Annotated in this window: 19 protein-coding genes and 1 pseudogene; 18 read left to right on the forward strand and 2 right to left on the reverse strand. The window is 46.4% G+C overall.

The features are described from left to right. The first annotated feature begins 47 nt into the window (after positions 1-47). The 14 genes and pseudogenes from cysW to AC6I3O_RS08630 all read left to right on the forward strand — a co-directional run bounded on the left by cysW (position 48) and on the right by AC6I3O_RS08630 (position 16,267). Entirely contained in the window at positions 48-878 is an 831-nt protein-coding gene (gene cysW / locus AC6I3O_RS08565) for a sulfate ABC transporter permease subunit CysW (RefSeq protein ID WP_497850525.1), read from the forward strand. 1 nt (position 879) lies between these two features. Then, positions 880-1,578, forward strand: a pseudogene (locus AC6I3O_RS08570) (sulfate/molybdate ABC transporter ATP-binding protein); the annotation flags it as partial. A gap of 53 nt (positions 1,579-1,631) precedes the next feature. Beyond that, complete coding sequence (locus AC6I3O_RS08575; protein ID WP_497850526.1) at positions 1,632-2,570, forward strand: glycosyltransferase; 939 nt, start codon at positions 1,632-1,634, stop codon at positions 2,568-2,570. Between the two features lie 16 nt (positions 2,571-2,586). Continuing rightward, positions 2,587-3,771 carry a radical SAM protein gene (locus tag AC6I3O_RS08580; RefSeq protein WP_497850527.1) on the forward strand — a complete coding sequence of 395 codons (1,185 nt, stop codon included), beginning with the start codon at positions 2,587-2,589 and terminating at the stop codon, positions 3,769-3,771. A 49-nt stretch (positions 3,772-3,820) separates the two neighbouring features. Continuing rightward, positions 3,821-5,230: a glycosyltransferase family 2 protein gene (locus tag AC6I3O_RS08585; RefSeq protein ID WP_497850528.1), complete on the forward strand. Its 1,410-nt coding sequence runs from the start codon at positions 3,821-3,823 to the stop codon at positions 5,228-5,230. Next, complete coding sequence (locus AC6I3O_RS08590) at positions 5,227-6,750, forward strand: glycosyltransferase family protein (RefSeq protein WP_497850529.1); 1,524 nt, start codon at positions 5,227-5,229, stop codon at positions 6,748-6,750. Before AC6I3O_RS08585 ends, AC6I3O_RS08590 begins: the two co-directional genes overlap by 4 nt. Before the next feature lie 30 nt (positions 6,751-6,780). Beyond that, complete coding sequence (locus tag AC6I3O_RS08595) at positions 6,781-8,742, forward strand: hypothetical protein (protein ID WP_497850530.1); 1,962 nt, start codon at positions 6,781-6,783, stop codon at positions 8,740-8,742. 13 nt (positions 8,743-8,755) lie between these two features. Next, positions 8,756-9,892 (forward strand): glycosyltransferase, encoded by a 1,137-nt coding sequence (locus AC6I3O_RS08600; protein WP_497850531.1) that lies wholly within the window; start codon positions 8,756-8,758, stop codon positions 9,890-9,892. Between the two features lie 8 nt (positions 9,893-9,900). Further along, positions 9,901-10,998 carry a DUF4422 domain-containing protein gene (locus AC6I3O_RS08605; RefSeq protein WP_497850532.1) on the forward strand — a complete coding sequence of 366 codons (1,098 nt, stop codon included), beginning with the start codon at positions 9,901-9,903 and terminating at the stop codon, positions 10,996-10,998. A gap of 13 nt (positions 10,999-11,011) precedes the next feature. Beyond that, positions 11,012-11,674 (forward strand): ribulose-phosphate 3-epimerase, encoded by a 663-nt coding sequence (locus tag AC6I3O_RS08610; RefSeq protein WP_497850533.1) that lies wholly within the window; start codon positions 11,012-11,014, stop codon positions 11,672-11,674. Between the two features lie 171 nt (positions 11,675-11,845). Continuing rightward, positions 11,846-12,670, forward strand: a complete 825-nt coding sequence (locus AC6I3O_RS08615) for a formate/nitrite transporter family protein (protein ID WP_497850534.1) — start codon at positions 11,846-11,848, stop codon at positions 12,668-12,670. A 46-nt stretch (positions 12,671-12,716) separates the two neighbouring features. Further along, positions 12,717-14,051, forward strand: a complete 1,335-nt coding sequence (locus tag AC6I3O_RS08620; RefSeq protein WP_497850535.1) for a sensor histidine kinase — start codon at positions 12,717-12,719, stop codon at positions 14,049-14,051. Between the two features lie 30 nt (positions 14,052-14,081). Beyond that, positions 14,082-15,353, forward strand: a complete 1,272-nt coding sequence (locus AC6I3O_RS08625; protein WP_497850536.1) for a cation:proton antiporter — start codon at positions 14,082-14,084, stop codon at positions 15,351-15,353. 2 nt (positions 15,354-15,355) lie between these two features. Beyond that, complete coding sequence (locus AC6I3O_RS08630) at positions 15,356-16,267, forward strand: AEC family transporter (protein ID WP_497850537.1); 912 nt, start codon at positions 15,356-15,358, stop codon at positions 16,265-16,267. A gap of 69 nt (positions 16,268-16,336) precedes the next feature. Here the strand turns inward: AC6I3O_RS08630 and AC6I3O_RS08635 are convergent, their stop codons facing one another. Further along, positions 16,337-17,194, reverse strand: a complete 858-nt coding sequence (locus AC6I3O_RS08635; protein ID WP_497850538.1) for a CPBP family intramembrane glutamic endopeptidase — start codon at positions 17,192-17,194, stop codon at positions 16,337-16,339. 276 nt (positions 17,195-17,470) lie between these two features. Between AC6I3O_RS08635 and amrA the strand changes: the two genes are divergently transcribed. The 3 genes from amrA to AC6I3O_RS08650 are packed head-to-tail and all read left to right on the forward strand — an operon-like array spanning position 17,471 to position 19,435. Beyond that, a complete protein-coding gene (gene amrA / locus AC6I3O_RS08640) occupies positions 17,471-18,853 on the forward strand; it encodes an AmmeMemoRadiSam system protein A (RefSeq protein ID WP_497850539.1) in 1,383 nt (460 codons plus the stop codon). A 15-nt stretch (positions 18,854-18,868) separates the two neighbouring features. Beyond that, positions 18,869-19,021: a hypothetical protein gene (locus tag AC6I3O_RS08645; protein WP_497850540.1), complete on the forward strand. Its 153-nt coding sequence runs from the start codon at positions 18,869-18,871 to the stop codon at positions 19,019-19,021. A gap of 48 nt (positions 19,022-19,069) precedes the next feature. Then, positions 19,070-19,435, forward strand: a complete 366-nt coding sequence (locus AC6I3O_RS08650; RefSeq protein WP_497850541.1) for a PH domain-containing protein — start codon at positions 19,070-19,072, stop codon at positions 19,433-19,435. Positions 19,436-19,618: 183 nt separating this feature from the next. On the opposite strand, the gene AC6I3O_RS08655 is transcribed toward AC6I3O_RS08650, so the two are convergent. Then, on the reverse strand, positions 19,619-20,926 hold the full coding sequence (locus AC6I3O_RS08655; RefSeq protein ID WP_497850542.1) for an IS4 family transposase: 1,308 nt from the start codon (positions 20,924-20,926) through the stop codon (positions 19,619-19,621). Positions 20,927-21,270: 344 nt separating this feature from the next. On the opposite strand from AC6I3O_RS08655, the gene AC6I3O_RS08660 reads away from it, so the two are divergent. Further along, on the forward strand, positions 21,271-21,609 hold the full coding sequence (locus AC6I3O_RS08660) for a DUF3784 domain-containing protein (protein WP_497850543.1): 339 nt from the start codon (positions 21,271-21,273) through the stop codon (positions 21,607-21,609). Positions 21,610-21,656: the final 47 nt, after the last annotated feature.

Below are 21,656 nucleotides of genomic sequence, written 5' to 3' on the forward strand. Positions count from 1 at the left end.
AATGTTTCGTTATGAAATATTGATATTTTGGGAAAGGTTTTGAGTATATGGCAGTAGGAAAAAGGAATACAAATCCGATTGTGAAATATGTCTTGATTTTTGTCAGTGGGTTGTTTTTATTTGTAATGCTGGTCTTGCCGTTGATTGTGGTAGTTGTGAATGCCTTGAAAGACGGTTGGACTGCGTACCGGCAGAGCATAACAGACATATATGCAATAAAGGCGTTGGGGCTGACGTTGCTGGCGTCGGTATCTGCCGTGGCAGTCAATACGGTGTTCGGACTATTCGCGTCTTATCTGTTGTCTAAGTTTTATTTCAGAGGACGGCAGGTATTGGCCGCTTTGATTGACATCCCCTTTTCCATATCCCCGGTTATCGCAGGACTAGTCTTCATACTGACGTTCGGGAATATCGGATGGATGGGAGGTTTCCTGAAAGCGCATCACATCAAAATTGTTTTTGCAGTACCAGGCGTGATTCTTGCCACAATATTTGTCACATTTCCTTTTGTGTTCCGCGAGCTGTTCCCGGTGATGAACGCTTATGGAAAAGACGAGGAGGAAGCGGCGGCATTGATGGGGGCAAAGGGATTCACGATCTTTCGGAAGATTACCTTCCCCCATGTCAAATGGGCGTTGCTGTACGGGATGATTCTGTGCGGGGCAAGGGCGATGGGGGAATTTGGAGCCGTGTCTGTCATATCCGGGCATTTGCGGGGCAAGACCAATACCCTCCCTCTCCATGTGGAGATTCTCTACAATGAGTTCAATACAACGGCGGCGTTTGCAGTGTCGTCACTTCTGGTATTGTTATCGACGTTGATTCTGGCTGCAAGGAGTCTGGCAGAGTGGAAGAAGAAAAAGAGAGGCGGGAATTGACATGTATGTAGAAATGCGGCAGATTAACAAGGCCTTTGACGGGTTTCAGGCGTCCCGAAATGTGTGTTTAGGAGTTGAAAAGGGGCGTTTGGCGGCTCTGCTTGGCCCCAGCGGGAGCGGAAAAACGACCATATTGCGGATGATTGCAGGGCTGGACAGACCGGATTCCGGGGATATCTTCTTAAACGGAGCAAGGGTAAACGACCTGCCGGGGAGTAAGCGGGGAATCGGCTTCGTATTCCAGAACTATGCTCTGTTCCGGTATATGACGGTGGCAGAGAATATCGCATTCGGTTTAAAGGTCCAGAAAAGGAGCAGGCAGGAGATTCAGAAACGGGTGGAAGAACTGTTGGAATTGATATCCATGGAGGATTTCGGGAAACGGTATCCCTATCAGTTATCTGGCGGGCAGCGGCAGCGCGTGGCATTTGCCAGGGCGTTAGCGCCTGACCCGAAACTTCTTCTGCTGGACGAGCCCTTTGCGGCGATTGACGCCAAGGTGCGCCGGGAGCTTCGCGCATGGCTTCGGGGGATGATTGAACGGGTTGGGGTTACGAGTATTTTTGTGACTCATGATCAGGAAGAAGCTATGGAGGTGGCGGATACCATTATTATTACGAATCTTGGAAGGATTGAACAGATTGGAACGCCAAAGGAAATCTGCCAAAACCCACAGACACAGTTTGTGAAGGAATTTATTGATTCCCGACGCTTTGAGATGTTTTGGGAGTTTTGGGGGAGGGAAAGAGAAGGATGAAACCCTTAGTCAGCGTTGTCATGCCGTCTTACAATGGCGGGAAATTTATCGGTGAAGCGATTGAATCCGTAATCAGCCAGACCTATGAAAATTGGGAATTGATTATTGTTGAAGATTGTTCTGAGGACGATTCACAAAAGATTATCCAAAATTATACAGACCAGAGAATCCGGTTGTTTTGCAATGAAAGAAACCAGGGAATTGCAGAGTCTACGAACAGAGGAATCCGAAAGAGCAGGGGGAAATACATTGCGCTGCTTGACGATGACGATATTGCAGAGAAAGAACGGTTATCTTGGCAGGTGGATTATCTGGAATCCCATCCCGAGATTGATATCTTAGGCGGGAGAAGCCGTTTCATCGATGAGGAAGGGGCGGTCGTTGATTACTCTTGTATACCGAGAAATAATCCCAGATATATCAAAGCGATGCTGCTGTTCCAAAGTATGGATTTCTTGAACGGTACGGCGATGATTCGGAAAGAATTTATGGAACGGCATCATCTGTATTATCAGAATCATTGCTATGGAATGCAGGATTTCAGGTTTTATATAGAAAGCTCGAAGGTGGGAAATATATCCACAATCAATCGTTTCCTTCTGAGATACAGAGTGCATCCGGAGAATGATACGAAGCGGAATTTCCGCGTGTTTCAGGAGGAAAGAAAGCAGGCTTATGCCTATTTCCAGCAGCTTTCTCTGCGAAAAAGCGGCTTTTCTTTACAAGAAGAATCTTTGGCGTTCCTCCAAAGAGTATTGGCGGAAAGAGACGGGGGATGCAGCTCGGCGAGGGAGCTAAAAGAGCTACACCAAGTATTCTGTGAACTGCTTCGCCAAGGGGCAGAGATGGGAATTGACTATCTGGATGAATTGGAGCATGTGTGTAAGGTGAAGCTGGCTGGCCAGTTGATTCGGATTAAGGATTTGTTTTCATGAAGTAGATGGTGGAAATATGAAATGGAAGAATAAAGGGCATGAATTTGATGCATATGCAAAGGGCCTGGTCAGGGATTTCAGAGAATTGGGAAACCAATTTTATATCTTTGGCGCAGGATTGATTGGCGGAGAGCTAAAGGACATTATTGAGAAGACTGGATGTTTTGCAGGATTTATTGATAACGACAGAAGAAAGCAGAAGATTTCGCTTGACGAGTATCTGGAGAGGGGGCGGGATGGTTTAATCATTATTGCGACAGATGATAAAAATATTCCGGTTATAGAAGAACAGTTAGTCTGCGCAGGGTTGAAAAAGGAACGGGATTTTTATGAGTACAGGACTTTTATGAAGAAGATATTCCCGTTTTTGTCGGTGTATGCCAATCATCAGGTTTACACAGAGCTGGCGCAGATTTGCCTGACGGAGAGATGTACGCTTCGATGCAGGAAATGTGCTCATGGATGTTATGCGGTTGGTGGAGAAACTCAGGATATGGATGTGGAGACGGCGAAAAAGAGTGCGGATTATTTTTTCCGGTATGTAGATATTGTGAAAGAATTTGTACTGATTGGCGGGGAACCATTTCTATACAAAAAACTTGGGGAGATGGTGGCGTATATCGGCGAAAAATACCGTGAAAAAATCGTTATTTTTTCTATAACAACCAATGGAACCATCATACCGGGGGAGGAGCTGCTTCATTTATGCAGAAGATATCATGTGACAATCCGTATATCCGATTACTCTGCCCAAGTGAAAAGGCTGGAAGAGAAATATGGGCAGTTAAAAGAACGATTAGAGAGAAATCAGATTGCATACACGATGAGCGATAGAGATGGGCTGTGGATGGATTATGGATTTGAATCGGTTGACAGAAAAAGGAGAGGGGGAGGGGCAGAAGAACTGCTTCAGGTATTTGGCAGCTGTAGGACTCCGTGCAGGGAAATCCGGGGAAGCCGTTATTATTATTGTGTTATGGCAAGAAGCGTGTCGGATAATCTTGGTATGGGTTTAGGAAAAGAAGATTATCTGGATTTGGATGAGATAAACGGAGATAAGAAGATTTTGCTGGAATACGAGATGGGATTTTCGGGAAAAGGGTATCTTGACATGTGTAACCATTGCAGAGGGGCGGAGGCCGTCAAATATCCGATTCCGGCGGGAGAGCAGATAAAAAGCCCGCGCTGGGAAGGCAAATAACCGGTACCTTGCCGAATGGCTTAATTATGGAGGAGGAGAGTAGCATAGAATGAATTTAACTGCGATTGTGCCAGTATATAATGTGGAGCGATATTTGGAGGACTGCATAGACAGCCTTATCTCACAGACGGAAAAGTTTGATGAAATCATATTGGTAAATGATGGGTCTACAGACAAAAGCCAAGAAATCTGTGAGAAATATTGCAGTCAATATCCCTATATTACGCTGTTTACCCAGCAGAACCAGGGACTTTCGGCGGCGAGAAATGCCGGTTTGGAAAAGGCTGCGGGGGACTATGTTATTTTTGTCGATTCCGATGATTATGTCAGCAGGGAGACGGTGAAAAAGCTGAAAGAGAGTCTGTGCAGATACCAGACAGATCTGTTGTATTATAACGCAACCTTTCAATATGAGGTTCAGACATATGAAAAGCCGATGTTACACGCAGAAGAATTTGATTTCCATGTAATGAAAGGAAGAGAATTTCTGTACGCGTCTTTCCCAGACAGCTATTCCTCCTCTGCATGTCTGGCGGCTTTTAAGACCGATTTTTTAAACAAATATCATATCCGGTTCCCGGAGGGAGTTTACTTTGAAGATAATCTGTTTAGCTTGCAGGCGGCTCTGAGGGCGGAGAGTATTTGCTGTATCCCGGACAATCTGTATATCAGAAGATGCAGGGCGGATTCTATCATGACAGGACGCATCAGCGAAGAAAAATGCAGGGATACAGTCTGGGTTCAACGTTCGATGTGGGAATGTCTGAAAGAGAACGGGATTGACAGGGAGAATGCAGAATTTACAGGCAGATTCGTCTCGGCGGGACTCTTGTATGGGATGGGGTATCTCTCTCAAAGTGGCGAGGAATCTGTCCAAAGAGAATGGATGAAACGTTTCTTATATCATTTTTTTGAGATGTGGTTGACGTTCTTTTCAGTGGAGAGAAGGTTTTTTGGACAGTCTGCGGCAATGTTAGCGGCATTTCAGGAGATACAGGAATTAAGCGGTAAAGAGCAGGCTGATTTGATAGATACATTCTGGGACTCACGGAGAGGATATCTGCTTATGGGGCGGGAGTTCGTAAGCCGCCTTAGAAAAGAAGTATTCAGGAAATTGAAAAGGCTGCCGCTGAACCAACCCGCACGCAGAGTGGGGATATATGGGTGCGGCAGACATACGGTAGAATTATTAAGACTATACGTCAGGCTTGTGGGAAAAATCCAGTCAGATTTATATTTTATTGTGACGGAAAAAAAGGAAGAAGAATTCCAAAGCCGTCCCGTGATAACAGTTGCAGAATGTAAAAATATTGTTGATACCGTAATTATTTCCAGTAAATTATATCAGCAGGAAATGAGAGAAAATTTAAAGAAAAACGGCGTGGATATACAGAACGTGATTGTGCTCTACGAGCCGGGGGACGTGTGTGATTTTATCACGTCAAGCCGATTCCTGTGACGGAGTTTTGGGTCATTGGGCGGAACATGGACGAGGTCGGTTCGGCAGGAGGAGCTGGTAAAAAAATGGGACGATACCTGAGAGAAATTCTGGAAAAATATACGAAGACGGTTGTCTGGGGAACCGGTGATTTTTATGCGCAGTACAGGGAACTGTTCGCACATCAGTTTGCCTATTTTGTGGATAACGATGTAAAAAAATGGGGGTGTTTTCTGGACGGAAAGGAAATCTGCCCGCCTGAGAAATTAGCGGATGAAGACGATAAGAATACATTGGTGATTGTCTGTAACCATTATTTTGAAGAGATTTCCAATCAGATAAAACAATACGGCAAATTTTCCTTGATTGATATCGTAACCATGGGGCTTCTGAACGAAAAAGAAAGGAACGTTACGGCACAAAAACCCATGAAAGCTGACCGGTTGGTCGCCGTATACGGAGGTATCCATGCAATGTGGCAGACAAACGGTTCAAGGAGATTCATTGAAGGGCAGTGCGCGCAGATTCGCCGGGCAAACTTTTATACAATCGAGATGATTCCGCTGCTGTTTTATGAGGAGGGAAGGCAGGATAGTGTATATCTGGCGCTGAGTGCAGACGGCTGCTATTTTGGAATTTTTTCGGTTTACGAATTTGTGGAAATGTATCCAAGAGTCAGGGGATTCGTCATTCACAGTCCATATTACAGCCATGGAACGGTGAAAGTATTGCTGGATTCGATTGCTGTGGAAAAAAGTATTTTATATTATATCCATGATTTTTCCTGTATCTGTTTTTACCGGTTTTTGCACAAGAATCAAGAATTGTGCATCGATGAAAATGGAAAATTTTGCTGTAGTTCATGCAGTGAAAAATGCAGGCGCAGAAAAAGAGTGGATTTCTACCGGGCATTGTTTGAAAAATATAGGGCGCTGCTGGCGGCGCCTTCGGCAGATACGAAGAAAAAAGCAGAGCAGTTTTATCGAAATGTCAAGATTGTAGAGTTGCCTCATTTGGAATATGAAACGGAGACGTTCCAAAAATCTGTGAACAGCCGGATTAAGATTGCCTATATTGGGGCTGCTATCTGGCATAAGGGGTGGGAGCCGTATGTCCGTCTGGTGGAACGTTTTCATCAAAAGTACGATTTTTACTGTATGGGAGATTGTCCAGAGCGTTTGAGAATCCCGGATGTTACTTATGTTTCCGTAGGGCTTTACGGCTATCAGGGGATGCCCTCCATGACGGAAGCATTGACAGCACATGGCATAGATATTGCCTACATCGGTTCCCTTTGGGCTGAAACCTATAGCTATACCTATTATGAGGCATACGAGGCAGGATGTTTTATCATCACGAATACGAGAAGCGGAAATGTCTGCAGCCAGGTGAGGCAGAATGGAAACGGCCTGGTGTTTTCTGACGAGGATGAGATGGCAGACTGGCTGGAAACGGAGAAGGTGGGGCGGGATGTTCAGAATATGAATAAGAGAATTAAAAATGTCAGGGACAGTGGGAAATTCCTTTCTTATCTGGAATAATAACGATGCGTAAAATGAGGAAAGAATAAAATGGGAAAAGAACAAGAAGAGATTGTGGAAAAATTCAGGAGTCATTTTAAGCGTAAGATGTGTAAGCCCATGGTCATTTACGGGACGGGACTCAGCGCTGAGGCATTGATTACAAAGTGCAGGGATTATCCGATTGCGGGGGTCATGGATTTAGCGAAAACGGGAGAATATTTTTGTGGCCTGCCTGTGCTGTCTCAGGATGAGATGGTGGAAAAGCGATTGAAAAGGATTATCGTAGCGGCGCGTCCTTCCGTACATGGAATCATCTATAAGAGAATCCAGAGATGGTGCAAAGAGCATGGGATTGAGGTTTTAGATATTTGTGGAAACGACGTTGCAGAAAAGACGGCGAACCATGAGCGCAGCCTGCCCTATTTTCAAGAGACGTATGAGGATTTGAAGCGGGAAATAGATGCCCACGAAGTCATATCTTTTGATGTCTTTGACACATTGCTTATGCGGAAAGTGTATGAGCCGACAGATGTATTTTTATTGATGGATTTGGAACTTTCAGGCAGATTTCCTTTTGTATTTTCCAAGGAGCGAAAGAGCGCTGAGCAAAGGCGAAGAGAAAACACGGAGCCGACGATTTATGAGATATACAGGGAGATGGGAGAGAAGAATGGGTTGTCTGGCGAAATATTACAGGAGTTATTGGAGTTAGAGATTGCATATGAGAAACGCGTCTTGTGTATCCGGGAAAGAATGAAACGTTGTATGGAGTATTGTGTCAGGCAGGGGAAGGAAGTATATCTGGCGTCGGATATGTATTTCCCGGCTGAAATTCTGGAGGAATTATTGGAGGAACAGGGAATCACAGGCTATCGGGAATTGCTGGTGTCATGCGACTATGGTACGCCTAAGCCGGGGAGACTTTTTGATATCCTAAGAGAAAAGACGAGTGGGAATTGCCTTCATATTGGCGACCAGATGGAGGCGGATTACCGTTCTCCTAAGCGGCATGGCATGGATGCATTTCTCATCATGCCGGCTGTGGGGATGATGGAATGTTCCGCTTACAGTGACGCATTGGTTTATCTTGGGAATATTGAGAGCAGAGTCATGCTGGGGATGCTTGCATCCCAAGTTTTTAACGACCCCTTCGCACTTTGCGAATCAAAAGGATTACCGGAGATTCGGGATGGAGAGACATTTGGATATGCATTGATTGCGCCCTTGGTTCTGTCGTTTGCCGTATGGCTGTTTCATGAGGTTAAGAAGCAGAAGAATTCTGTCCTGCTGTTTTCCGCCAGGGATGGGTGGCTGATTCAGAAGGTTTTCCGGAAACTAAAAGCTGGGTGGAGGCTTTCGGGACTGCCCCAAGACGTATACTTTATGGTTTCACGCAAGGCGCTTGAGATTGCAGACGGGGAAGATGTTCAGGCGGGGAAAGGGTATCGGGAGTATTTAGATAAATTGGAGCTTGGCAGGTACGAGGAGATTTACTTTTTTGATTTTATGTCAAGAGGAACCTGCCAGTGGATGCTGGAAAAAATCAGCGGAAGGAAATGCAAGGGACTGTATTTCCAGAAGAGTGTCAGTGGAATTGCCGGGAAAGATGCAATTGAGGTACGGGCATATTTGGAAGAGACTTCCGTACAGGAAAAAGAATGGAGAATATTTGCGCTCTGTGATTTCCTTGAATGTATACTCACGTCCTACGAGCCGTCTTTCATCCGGTTTGATGAGAATGGAAGCAGCATCTTTGACAAAGAGGGCAGGACGGCAAAGCAGATGGATATATTGAAGCAGATTCACGCCGGTATTCTCCGATATTGCGATGACTTTGCCGGTATTATGCCAAAACTGCCTGAGGATATGCCGCCCTACATGTTTTGCGATGAAATTTTGAGATACCTGTCCTCGGAATACAGTCGGATTGGGATTCCCGGATTAGAGGATTTTGTGCTGGACGACTGGCTTGGGGGCGATAAGAATACGGGAAGGGATGCATTGCTATAGGAGAAAAGAGGATATGCCGACAGAGTGTAGAGTAAAGAACAGAATCAAAATTCTTCATATGACGCCGCCGGATATTAAGAATGGGGTGTACCGTTATATATTTAACCATATGGAGTATATGGACATGGAGAGATTCCAGTTTGCATTTCTGACCAAAGGTGCAGATGCCCTGAAAATGACGAAGGAGTATCGGCAGTATGGTTTTCCGGTTCATAAGTTACATAATACGCAGAGGGAAAGCCCCTTGGGGCTTAAAAAGGAAATTCGTGAAATCTTAGGTCAGGGGTATGACAAGATACACTTACACACCAGTTCATGGAGGGGATTTTTGATTGAGGAGGTCGCCATGGAGATGGGAATCGGTCAGGTGATTGTCCATTCCCACAGTACGGGTATCGATGAAACGGATGAGAAGGAACGCAGGAGACGCCTTTTGACGCATTGCAGATATAAGGATCTGTTTTCGATGGAATATGCTACGGATGTCTGTGCATGCTCCGTCAAGGCGGCAGACTGGCTCTTCGGCGCAAGGATTCTGCGGGAACAGATTCAGATATTGCCCAATGCCGTCGATGTGGAAAAGTATCGTTTTCATCCGGAAAAACGGAAACGGATGCGGACGTTTCTGAAATTGGAGAATCGGATTGTGGTAGGAAATGTGGGGAGATACAGCTATCAGAAAAACCAGGAATTTTTGATACGGGCGTTTGCTAAGGCGCATGCAAAGAATTCTTCTTTATTCCTGCTCTGCATGGGAGAGGGAGAACTGAAAGAGGAGTTAGAGGCACAGGCGTCGGAGCTTGGCATTGGGGACAGTGTTTTGTGTATGGGATGGCAGGAGGATGTGGAAGAGTATCTGCATGGGATGGATGTGTTCTGTCTGCCTTCCCGGTTTGAAGGGTTCCCGATTTCTGTGATAGAGGCGCAGGCGTCGGGGCTTCGCTGCCTTGTATCGGATCAAGTGACTGACGAAGTGAAGATTACGGATTTGGTAGGATTTCTCCCGCTGGTGGAAGAGCAGTGGACGGAAGCGTTGGCAGGCATTGGGTTGGCAGGTGAACGGGAATTAATGGATGAAATGATAGCCGATGGAGGATATGATATAAAGGGCGCGGCAAGGAAGCTTGAGGCTCTTTACAGGGGAGATTAGGATAAGCCATGGAGAGGAAACAAGTTTGGATTTATGGCGCCAAGTCTTTGGCGCTTGGTATCTGTGAGGCTGTCAGGGCTTTGTATCCGGAAGCAGTGATTCAGGGATTTATTGTCAGTTCCTTGAGAGATAATCCGTCAGCGCTTGCTGGGATGCCTGTCTATGAGATCGCAAAGGTAAGGGATGTACTAAGAAAGAACCAAAACCAGATACAGGTCTTGATTGCAGCGCCGGAGGACATGCATAAAGAGATGATTCAGACACTAAAGGAATTGGGGGATTTGGAATATGTCTGTATAGATTCCCACAGGGAAGGGAGATTGATGGAGAAGTATTATGCTAAGAAGAATCTTTTTTTATCACTTCATGCCCTGTCTATGGGAAGGGAAAAGGCAGAAATTCAGGTATATCAGGTAAAATCTCATAGGGATAAACCAGTGGGGAAGATTCAGGTTCTTCCGGAATGGATTAAGCCTTTGCAGGCGGGAGGGGCGTTGACAGAGGTAAGATGCGCGTCGGTTTGCGACTGTCAGGGGGAGAATATTTCTGAAAAGAATGGAAACTATTGTGAGCTGACGGCGCTTTACTGGTTGTGGAAAAATAAACTGGCGGCTGTGGAGAGGGCAGAGGGATGTGCGTTGGAATATTATGGTTTATTCCATTACCGCAGGATATTGGAGGTTACGGAGGAAGACTTGTATCGGTTGAAGGAGAATGAGGTAGATGTAATCTTGCCCTTCCCGACCTTGCATGAACCAGACCTGAGAGAGCACCATGGGAGGTATGTGGAAGAGTCTGACTGGGACGCTATGCTGAGGGCGTTAGAAGAATTACATCCTGAATCTGTATATGAATGTATGGAGTTGATGAGACTGCCCTATTTTTATAATTATAATCTGTTGATTGCCAGAAAAAAGGTTTTGGCAGATTATTGTGCATGGCTTTTCCCGATTTTAGAGTACACGGAAAGATTAAGCAATCCCGGAGGGCGGGAACGGGCAGACCGTTATATTGGATACTTGGGTGAGAGCCTTATGACCTTATATTTTTTATACCATCGGAAAGATTTGAAGATTTATCATACTGGGCGTATCATGCTGACGTAGTGGGAGGAAGAAAATGCAGTTTGAATTGACGGCTTCTATGATGTGTGCAGACTTTGGCAATCTAAAGGAGGAAGTGAGGAACCTGACGGAGGGCGGGATTGATTCTTTTCATATAGATATCATGGACGGAAGGTATGTACCGAATTTTGCCATGTCTTTGAATGATATGCGTTACATCGCTTCGGCGTCGGAGAAACCATTAGACGTGCATCTGATGATTGAACATCCAAGCAACCATATCGGTTTGTTTCTGAGTAACTTGCGTAAGGGGGATACGGTGTATATTCATCCGGAGGCAGAATACCATCCATCCACAACCTTGCAGAGAATCATCCATGCGGATATGATTCCAGGGATTGCGATTAATCCGGGGACGTCGGTGGAGACGGTGATGGAGATGCTTCGCATTGTAAAGAAGGTTCTTGTGATGTCGGTGAATCCCGGTAATGCGGGGCAGATGTATCTGCCCTATGTGGGGAAGAAGATTACGAAACTTTTGGCTATGAAGGAGGATATGGAGTTCGAGATTTACTGGGACGGCGCGTGCAGCGCGGATAAGATTCTGGAATTCGCCCCCAAGGGGGTGCGGGGGTTCGTGCTGGGAACGACGCTGCTGTTTGGAAAAGGGAAACCTTATAAGGAGACCTTGCAGAATATCCGGAAATTAAGGTTCTGACAGGGTTTGGCCGCGAAAGAGTGGGCTGCGTGAAAACGCGGTCTTTTTTAATACCTTGCGTATTATGTTTTTTTGCCTGTTTCAAGAATAGGGAATTTGTGATATGATAGGTTAGATGGGCAGCGAATCGGTTTCCTGCTCACGAATGAATGGATACAAGGGGGATGGAGGATGAATTTTTTTACACCAGCCGAGGCGGCGAAAAACTATATTGCGGCGGGCAAAGCGAAGGTAGCTACGCCGATTAGCAAGATGTTCCTTCTTGCGGTTCTTGCAGGCGCGTTCATCGCAATGGGCGGGGTGGGCGCAACGACAGTTGCAGTGTCGGTTCCGCTTGCATCGGTGGGGAAGTTCGCCGGGGCGTGCGTGTTCCCGGGGGGACTTACCATGGTCTTGCTGGCAGGCAGTGAATTATTCACGGGCAACACATTGCTGGTAATTCCGCTGCTTCAAAAGGAAATCACGCCGGCAGGGATGCTGAAGAATTGGGGCGTGGTATATCTTGGGAATCTGGTCGGCGGTCTTCTGGTGGGTGCGCTCGTCGTGTTTTCCCATCAGCCGGATCTGTTTGGAAAGCAGATGGCGGTCTCCGTCATTTCCACGGCTGCCGCGAAGTGTTCGCTGTCTTTTGGGGATGCGGTCATTCGGGGAATCCTGTGTAATTTTCTGGTCTGTATCGCCGTGTGGATTTCCTTTGCGGCAAAGGATGTGGCGGGGAAAATCATGGGGCTGTTCTTCCCGATTATGATGTTTGTGCTCTGCGGGTTTGAACACAGCATAGCAAATATGTATTATATCGGCGCGGGGATTTTTGCCAGGGGAATACCGGAGTATGGACAGGCGGCTGCTCAGGCGGGCGTGGATATGGAGGCGGTTACTTGGGGGAACTTTTTTGGGGCAAATCTGTTACCCGTGACTATCGGCAATATCATCGGCGGCGCAGCCTGCGTCGGGTGCGCATATTGGTTTATTTATCTGAGGAAAGCTGACAGATAATGGGATTGAAGAAGTTAGAGGTAATTCGGGAGGGGAGGTTAGAAAATTGCCGGCGGCATATGATGATTTGCTATATAGTTCGATTATTCTCCCCATGATTCCCTTATGTTTTTATCCGGTGCGCGGATATTTGAAGAGCCGGCCGTCTGTGTTGGCTGGTAAGATTATCATAGCGATTCTGGTTATGGTATTCTGTGTGGCGTTGGCTGGAAATATCCACTCTCTGGGAAGAGTGACGGATTTCGTCTTATATCCGGCAGGTATTTATTTTCTCTATCTGTATAACCGGGAGGTTAAGCTTCCTTTTTCCAAGAAGCTGTTTGCGTTTATTACCGCTTGCCTTGTAGGGGGATTTTCCAAATTATATGCTACCATGTTCGATTATACGCTGCATCAGGAGGGGAATTCTCTTGCCTTTTCGTATGAAGCCCTGGGAGTGCAGTTTTTGTTTCTGGCAGCGGCTGATGTAATCCTGTACCTGCCCCTTTCCAGATATATGGGGTGGGTGATGGAGAATTTTCATGAAGAAGCAGTCTGGAAAAAGGTTTGGTGTTTTCCGGCGCTTTTTTTGGCGTCTACCTATTTTATGTACCCCCGCGTATATCGGAACATGTATGTGGGGTATGTACGGCAGCTCTACCCGTTCGTATTGTTTTTCTTCACGTTTTTTGTGGTGTTGATTTATTTTTTGTTTTATGCCGTTGCCCGTGCTTTTGTGGAGAAACAGAAGACGGAGATTGCCAATCAGATGCTTTCGGTGCAGGGGGCGCAGTATCAGCAGTTATTGAGAAATGTGGAGGAGAACAGCCGTATCCGTCATGATTTCCGTCATCAGCTGATTGTGATTTCTGAGCTGGTGGGGCAGAAGGAGTACGGGAAACTAAAGGAGTATGTTGGAAAATACATCGACGACGGGCAGGCGGAGATGAAGCTTTATTCCTATTCGGCGGCGCAGAATGCGCTGATATCGTATTATGAATCCATTTGCCAGAGGAGGGGGATACGGACAGAATTTTCTGTCTCATTGCCAAAGAAGCTTCCGGTATCGGATCAGGATTTCTGCGTGATGCTTGGGAATCTGCTGGAAAATGCCATGGAAGGCGTCCGGGATATGAAGGAACCCTATATTAGCCTGAGGATTCGGCAGGCGGCGTCTAGGATGCTGGCAATCAGGGTTGAGAATCCCTATCAGGGAGAACTAAGGAAAGAAGGAGGGCATTACCGGTCGTCCAAGAGGGATGGCTTAGGTCAGGGGTTGGAATCTGTGAATATGATTGCAATGAAATACGAGGGGATTATGGAGATACTTACGGAGGATCAGGTTTTTACGGTTAAGATTCTGCTGCAGGTTCCCGGACGGGATGCAGAGACAGATTCATAGAACAAAGTACATGAAAAGGAGAGAAGAGATTTGGATACATTTCTGATAAATACGGTTATATTACTTGCGCTTGTAGTTGCGCTTGGATATTTTAACGAAAAAGTGACGAAATTCACACACGAGATTGCGTTGATGCTGTTTACCGTTATCCTTGGCGGTATACTACTTTTGGTGAGCGCAGCCTTAAAAGGGACAGGGACGGCGTCCCAAGTACTTGAGGAATTACAGTTTTTTGATTTGGAAGGCTTTTTGATGGAGGGAGTCCTGTGCTTTATGCTGTTTGCAGGTTCCTGCCATATGAGGCTTTTGGATTTCAAGAAACATGCCCGGGCAATTTCACTGCTGGCTGTGGGAGCTACTTTTTTGGGGGCTGTGTTCTATGGGCTGATTTTCTATGGTGCGAGCAAAGTTCTCGGACTTTCGTTTACGCTTCCGATCTGCCTGATGTTCGGCAGCATTGTTGCGCCTACAGATCCGATTGCCGCCACCAGTATTCTAAAGAAGTTCAACCTTCCGCCGGGGATTAGTTTCATTATTGAGGGTGAGTCCTTGCTGAATGACGGGATGGGCGTCGCACTGTTTATTTTCTTTTCGGGAATGGTCACTGCGGCAGAAAGCGGCGGCTTTATTGCGGTGATGGCAAAGGAATTACTGGGAGCCGTGGCTGTGGGAACTGTGGTGACGTTTGTGTGTTTCCCGGTATTTGGCCAAACGAAGGATGAAGCCCGGCAGATATTTACCAGCCTTCTGGCGGTGTCTCTGTCTTATGTATTGTGTGAGCATTTTGGATTTTCCGGGGCGATTGCGTCGGTGGTCTGCGGCGTCCTGTTCTCAGCGCTTAGGAATTTTTCGACATATAAGGGGCGCACGCTAGAGCTTCATCAGTTCGATAGTTTCTGGGAAATCTTGGATACGCTGCTGAATTCTATTTTATATGTAATGCTTGGACTTTCATTTATCCGGATTCTACAGACGCCTCATGTTCTGGTTCTGTCGCTCCTTGCGATTGTCGCGAATCTAATTGGAAGGGCGGGGAGCCTTGGAGCCGCATCGCTCTTTATTGGACCCTTGCCCGACGGGTACAATAAGCCGCAGTTCATTAAGCTGCTGACCTGGGGAGGACTTAGGGGAGGGCTGTCGGTTGCCCTTGCCATGAGTGCGAAAGGAATGGTTTCTGATGAGGTATATCTGATTATCCTTGGCGGGACTTATGCAATCGTATTTTTTACGACGATTATTCAGGGGATGACAATGCGCAGGGTATATCAGGGCATACAGAGTACCGTAGTTAAAGGAGAGTAAAAATGTTACTGTTACAACCGATGATTGTATTGTTTATCTATATTGCTATTGGGTATGGAGCGGCAAAAAAGGGAATCATGGATGAGAGTTTCAGCAAGAAGATTTCATGGGTGGTGATAAATGTGGCGAATCCTGCCCTTACGCTGTCCGCCGTAGTGAACGGGGAAGGGACGATTAAGGGAAAGGAGCTTCTTTTGACGGCGATCGTTGCGCTTGTGATTCTGGGAGGGATGGTATTGCTTTCGCTGGCGATGCCGTTTCTGTTTCGTGTTAAGAAGGAGCAGAGGGGGATCTATCGGCTGATGTCTGCATTTAACAATATCGGATTCATGGGGTTCCCGGTGATTATGGCAGTCTATGGGCAGGAGGCGCTTTTGTATGCGGCAATATTTACCATGTTGTTCAATGTCCTGATTTACACTTATGGAATCCAGACGATCCAGAAAGAGGCGAAAGGGATTGAATGGGGGAAGATTTTTAACATTGGGGTGGTCAGCAGTATTTTGGCGATTGTACTCTATCTGATGCGTATCCCAACGCCGGAATTTTTTAATATGGCCATGAGCGGTTTGAGTGGGCTGACAGCGCCGCTTAGTATGATGGTAATTGGCATTTACCTGTCGGAAATGCGGTTGAAGGAGTTATTTCTGGATACAAGGCTTCTTTTGTTTTCCCTGACAAAGCTTTTGGTGGTTCCGATTCTTGCTATGCAGGTGATTGTCAGGGTGGTTGATAATGCCATGCTGTGCGGGGTATGTATGGTAGTGCTTGCGACGCCGGCAGCGAACATGACTGCCATGCTGGCGCAGCAGTATACGGACAAAGAATGCGCCGAACAGGCGGCAAAGGGGGTAGCGCTTACGGCGCTTTTGTCGGTCGTGACGATTCCGGCCGTGTCGGCTGTGGTATTTTAAGCGTGTGGAAATCAGACAGGAAGGCCTGCCGTGCGAATTTAGCATGGCAGGTCTTTTAGTGTACTGACCTTATGATTTTTCCCTATTGTTTTTCCCCCAGAGATACAGGCAGATGCAAGCCAGTATCAGGATAACGTCTGCCAGCAAGGTTCCCTCGATGCCAAAACCTACATTGTATGCGAAACTGTCCTTTGCCGTGGAAGCATCCAGACGGAAGACAGAGTAGGGGGATACGATACCTGAGTTCGGCAATCCGAATATGATATTCTGAGTGAAGTTCCACATGGCGTGCATGGACATGGCGCACCAGATGCTATCCATATAATAGACCATGAACGAAAATAAAACCCCAACAATGAATATATTTAGCACGGACAGAATCGTTACGCCTTCGTTCGTGAGATGCAGGATGGCGAAAAGTAAGGAGTTTCCGATAATTGCCACGGCAGGATGCCCATAGCTTTGTCTCAGCCGCTGGTACAGGAATCCCCGGCAGACCAGTTCCTCCGCCGAAGATTGGACGAAGACGGCGATGAAAATAAGCGCAAAAGCCACTGGCCGGAAGGAATCGTAGTGTAGTGAGATATCTTTGTGGAGCCATGCCGCAAGGATGCAGACGCCGTTCAGGACGAAGCCAAGGACAAATCCGAGCAGGAGGTTCTTTAAGTTGTTGCCTGCCGCACTTCTTCCGATGGATTTCAGGATGGGGCGGTTTTTCTTTGTAAACCGCAGATATAAAAGCGTCAGTATCCAGATACCGATAAAACTCAGGTACATGGTGACGGTGACTGCAACGTCTGTGCTTGTCATGAAGGGGAAGAAGCCTAGCAGCATCCCAAGGAACTGCCCAAGTATGATGAGAAGTACCGCGAGAATGTAGAGTATGAATAGATTGTCGGTGAGTTTACGTTTTGCTGTGTGATTCATTTTTACCCTTTCTACTATTTATGGTTGATTTGGATTCCAATACGATAGTATCACAGTATTCTTAACAGGTCAACCGATGTCGGTTCATGATAATCCTGCAGAAATATGTGTGGTTGTTTATCCACTGGGGCAGAGGAATCCGAAGACTAAAGGAGAAATATAAAAAAATGTAATCTCCATGTCCGGCGTTGATACAAGAGGGAAAATGTGGTATTCTTGGCGGAGAAGACAAAAGTTTTAGACGGACTTGGGAAATGGACGAGGGAGGTTTTTGCTATGATAGCAGGAGCATGTATGGCGCCCCATCCTCCGCTGATCATACCGGAAATCGGCAGAGGTGAGGAACGGAACATTCAGGACACGGTTTGCGCGTACCATGAGGCCGCAAGAAGGATAGCGGAATGGAAGCCGGAGACGATTGTATTGATTTCACCCCATCAGATGATGTATGCGGATTATTTCCATATCTCACCGGGAGATGGTGCGAAAGGTGATTTCAGGCAGTTCGGTGCAGGGCAGGTGAAGATGGAGACCGTCTATGATACGGAATTTGTTGAAAATCTCTGCAAACTGGCTAAGGCAGGGAATCTTCCGGCAGGGACCGCCGGGGAGCGTGACAGGAGGTTAGACCATGGGACGATGGTGCCGCTGTATTTTGTAAATCAGTACTGGACAGATTATCGGCTGGTCAGGGTTGGGCTTTCCGGGCTTCCTCTTTCGGCACATTATGAACTGGGACGGCGGATGAAAGAAACTGCAGAAGTCCTTGGCCGCAGGACGGTGGTGATTGCCAGCGGGGATTTGTCTCACAGGCTTGCCGCCCAAGGCCCTTACGGATACAAGGAAGAAGGCCCGGAGTATGACCGCCGGGTCATGGATGTGATGGGAAACGGTGATTTTGGGAAACTTCTGGAATTTTCGGAGGATTTCTGTGAGAAAGCGGGAGAGTGCGGACACAGGTCATTTGTGATGATGGCGGGAGTGTTGGACAGGACCGGAGTTGCAGCAGAGCGTCTCTGCTATGAGGGACCTTTTGGAGTCGGGTATGGTATCTGCACATATGAGGTATGCGGCAAAGATTTGACACGGAATTTTAAGGAGCAGTATGAAGAGAAGGAACGGGAACGGATACAGGGGCTTAGGGCGAAGGAGGATGCCTATGTGCGCCTTGCGAGGGAGACGATAGAAACCTATGTCCGTACTGGCGTGAAGGGAGAGATACCAGAGAACCTGCCTGAGGAAATGTATACCCAGAGGGCTGGGGTATTTGTTTCCATAAAGAAGGAAGGGCAGCTTCGGGGATGTATCGGCACGATTCAGGCGGTACAGCCTTCCATAGCGGAAGAGATTGCCGAGAATGCCGTCAGCGCCTCCGTAAAAGACCCACGATTCTCCCCCATAGAGCCGGAGGAGCTTGAGAAACTGGTGATTAGCGTAGACGTGCTGGGGGATACGGAGAAGATTGATTCTGAGGATATGCTGGATGTCAGACGATATGGTGTGGTGGTGACGGAGGGATACCGGCGGGGACTGCTCCTGCCGAATCTGGAAGGGATTGACACGGTTAAGGAACAGGTACGGATTGCAAGGCAGAAGGCGGGAATCGGGGAACAGGAAGAGGTTCAATTAGAACGGTTCGAGGTAATACGGCATTATTAAGAAGGGTAATCGGTTATGGCAAATTTTGAAGTGGTTCAAGAAGAAGAGTCTATCCATGTAATCAAAGAGACGGGTACAGAAGTCAATTATTATATTTTCGATGAATATCAACCATGCACGGGCAATTACCGTGATGCGGCTTGGGCGCGCGTTAGGGTGCAGAAGTGAGGATTTGCTGGAAATCTGATTCCATGGGCTTAATGGGGGTGGCATACTATGAAATTTAAAGGAAAAGTAGGCGTCTGGGTGTGGCTTCTTTTGGCAGGACTGAATATTTTCTTGCTTAACTGTTTATTGGCATTACCGGAAGGGGATAAGGTTTCTCTGGGAATTGTATTATTTTCGGTGTTGATTGTAGATAGTACTTGTATCCCGGCGGCAATTAAAAATTATGTTGAGATTGACGGAGGGAAATTGATACAGGTCGTTGGTTTTGGCAGGGACACGATTGAGATTCATGAGATTACGGAAGTATATCGGACGCATAACCCGATTGCGTCAGGGGCAATGTCGTTGGATCGGATTATGATAAAGGGAAGAAAACGGGAGATGCTCATTTCCATACCAATGTTAACAACTTAGTAGTGGTATGGTATCAAGAGCGAGAATACAGCATTAAATTGACAGAAATATAACAAAAAGTATATTGGGTGAGATAAAAAAGGGCAGACTTCCCCCTTGGTGCTAGAAGCAAATTTTAAAAATATTTCTCTGACGCCATGGAGCATAGAACCGCGGGACATCACCACCTTTCAGAAATGATAGTTAGTGTGTTGCCTTGTTATTGTAATGATGCTTTACCTTTCTGGGAATATCACGTGGATTTGACTCTTTGCATCCTTTTTTATCCCGTACCCGATGTGATACGGCAAAACAAAAGATGTCCCGGATTATGGTAAATTTTTCGGCAGGTGTCTCAGAATCCATATATTCTGGAAGCCGACGGCTCAGGCAGCCGACGAGCTCATTTATATTTGTCATGTACCTGTGCTTATTGTTTTTCTGGTTAATGGTACGGTCGATGATCCCGTCCGTTTCCTTCTTAATAGCAAGGGTGAGGTTCGCAAGCAGAATGGAGATCCAGAATTCCTGAAGGATCGAATTTTCGGAATAACCGCGAAAGTCCGTAAGCCCTATTTTTTCCTTAATCAGCTTATAATCTTCTTCCACTGGCCATCTAAGAAAGTAGCACTGGCGGAACAGACCTTGATCCAGGCCAAAATCATTTGTGATCAGTGTTTCCAGTGTCTCGCCTGGAAGATAGAACTTTAGGACGCGGACTTTCCTGTCATCCAAAACGAGAATGTGGTCGGTGATCCCATACTGGTCTGCCGGTGCGGGAAGCGCATCAATCGCATTGTTAAATTTAGACCTGAGCCGGAAAAGATACCCTGCATGGATCGTGTCTTCGATATAAGCGATCAATTCTTTGGAAGCATATCCCCTGTCGAAGACAAACATGGTGTATAATAAGCTTGCCCGTGCTTTGTTTTTGATATTGTCCATATGTCTCATGGCAAGTGTACGCTCATCCACATGGATTGGTTCGAACTGGGCATCAAGGACGCGGTCATTGAGAACGTCAAAAGCAACACTGGCAATGGCAGTGGGAGAGCTAGCACCTCTCCCGATGCTGCCATATTGATCAAGGAGAGCTTTCCGGTTGGGAAGCGGGATCTTAGAGCCGTCAATGGCTATGATCTGCCGTCCCCATACCCCCAGAAACCGCGCGTGGAAAGGAAGGGAATCCTGGCTGCAGAGGAAATCCAGCATGCGCTCAAAAGCTTCTTTGAAAATGGAATGGCTAATTTTAGAACGCGCTTTGCTGAAAGCCTGCTGTGAGCAGCTGACAGAGGGTGCTCCCGATTTCAGTTTAAGTTCATGAAAAAAACTATCCAAGGAGGCAGAGATTGTCTTTTTAACATTGCCGAGTAAAAGTTTAACCAAAGTCCAGTAAGGAAGTTTTCCGCAGTTACGGGTATAAGCGCCTTTTTGCCTGCGCGCCCTGTCCAGGGCATTTGGGTCAAGCAAAGTGTTGCAGATAATATCGGCGAGAATCTGAATGAGTTTCATAAATGCAGCTCCTTTCAAAAATGTACTATAATCAGGGGCTGCGCCGCAAATTTTGGTTATTTTGTCAATAGTAAATCTAATGAAAATATCAGGAAATTTTTGTGCAATATTTTGAGCTCACTCTTTAGAAAAACGATACAAAAAAGCACAGGAAAATCCTGTGCCGATGATAAGATGATATAAATTTTAAAATATCAAACACTATATATTGTGGTTGCTTTAGTTAGGTTGTTAACATTGATTTCCATACACGAAAAAGAACAATTTTTTTCAGAATTAAAGCGGCTGAATCCTTCCATTTTTATTCATTAAAGTCATTTATAAAAAGATGAAAGGAGAGGAATATGGATACAGGGACGATGATATGCGGCAGCGGAAGTATATTTTTTCTGGTATGCGGTCTTTTGTTTGGTATTTTAAAGGGAAAGGCGGCAATCCTGATTAGCGGATTCAACACGATGCCGAAAGAACAGAGAGATAAGTATGACAGGGAGCGGATGAGCAGGGATCAGAGGAATGCGTTTTTTCTGTGGGCTGCAATTCTGGGCGCCGGAAGTGTGTTGGCTCATCTGTTCTCTATGCGGTATGCGGCAATGATTGCGGTAGTTATCTGGCTTATCGTGTTTTTCCGGGATGTGCATCTGGACGAGGAGAAGGCGTTTGGCAAGTATCGGTTGAAGTGAAGAGGGATTATAATGGTTTCGGAAGATATGGCTAGGGAGGCGGCAGT

It is taken from the genome of Sporofaciens sp. St.21A7 (assembly GCF_059728535.1).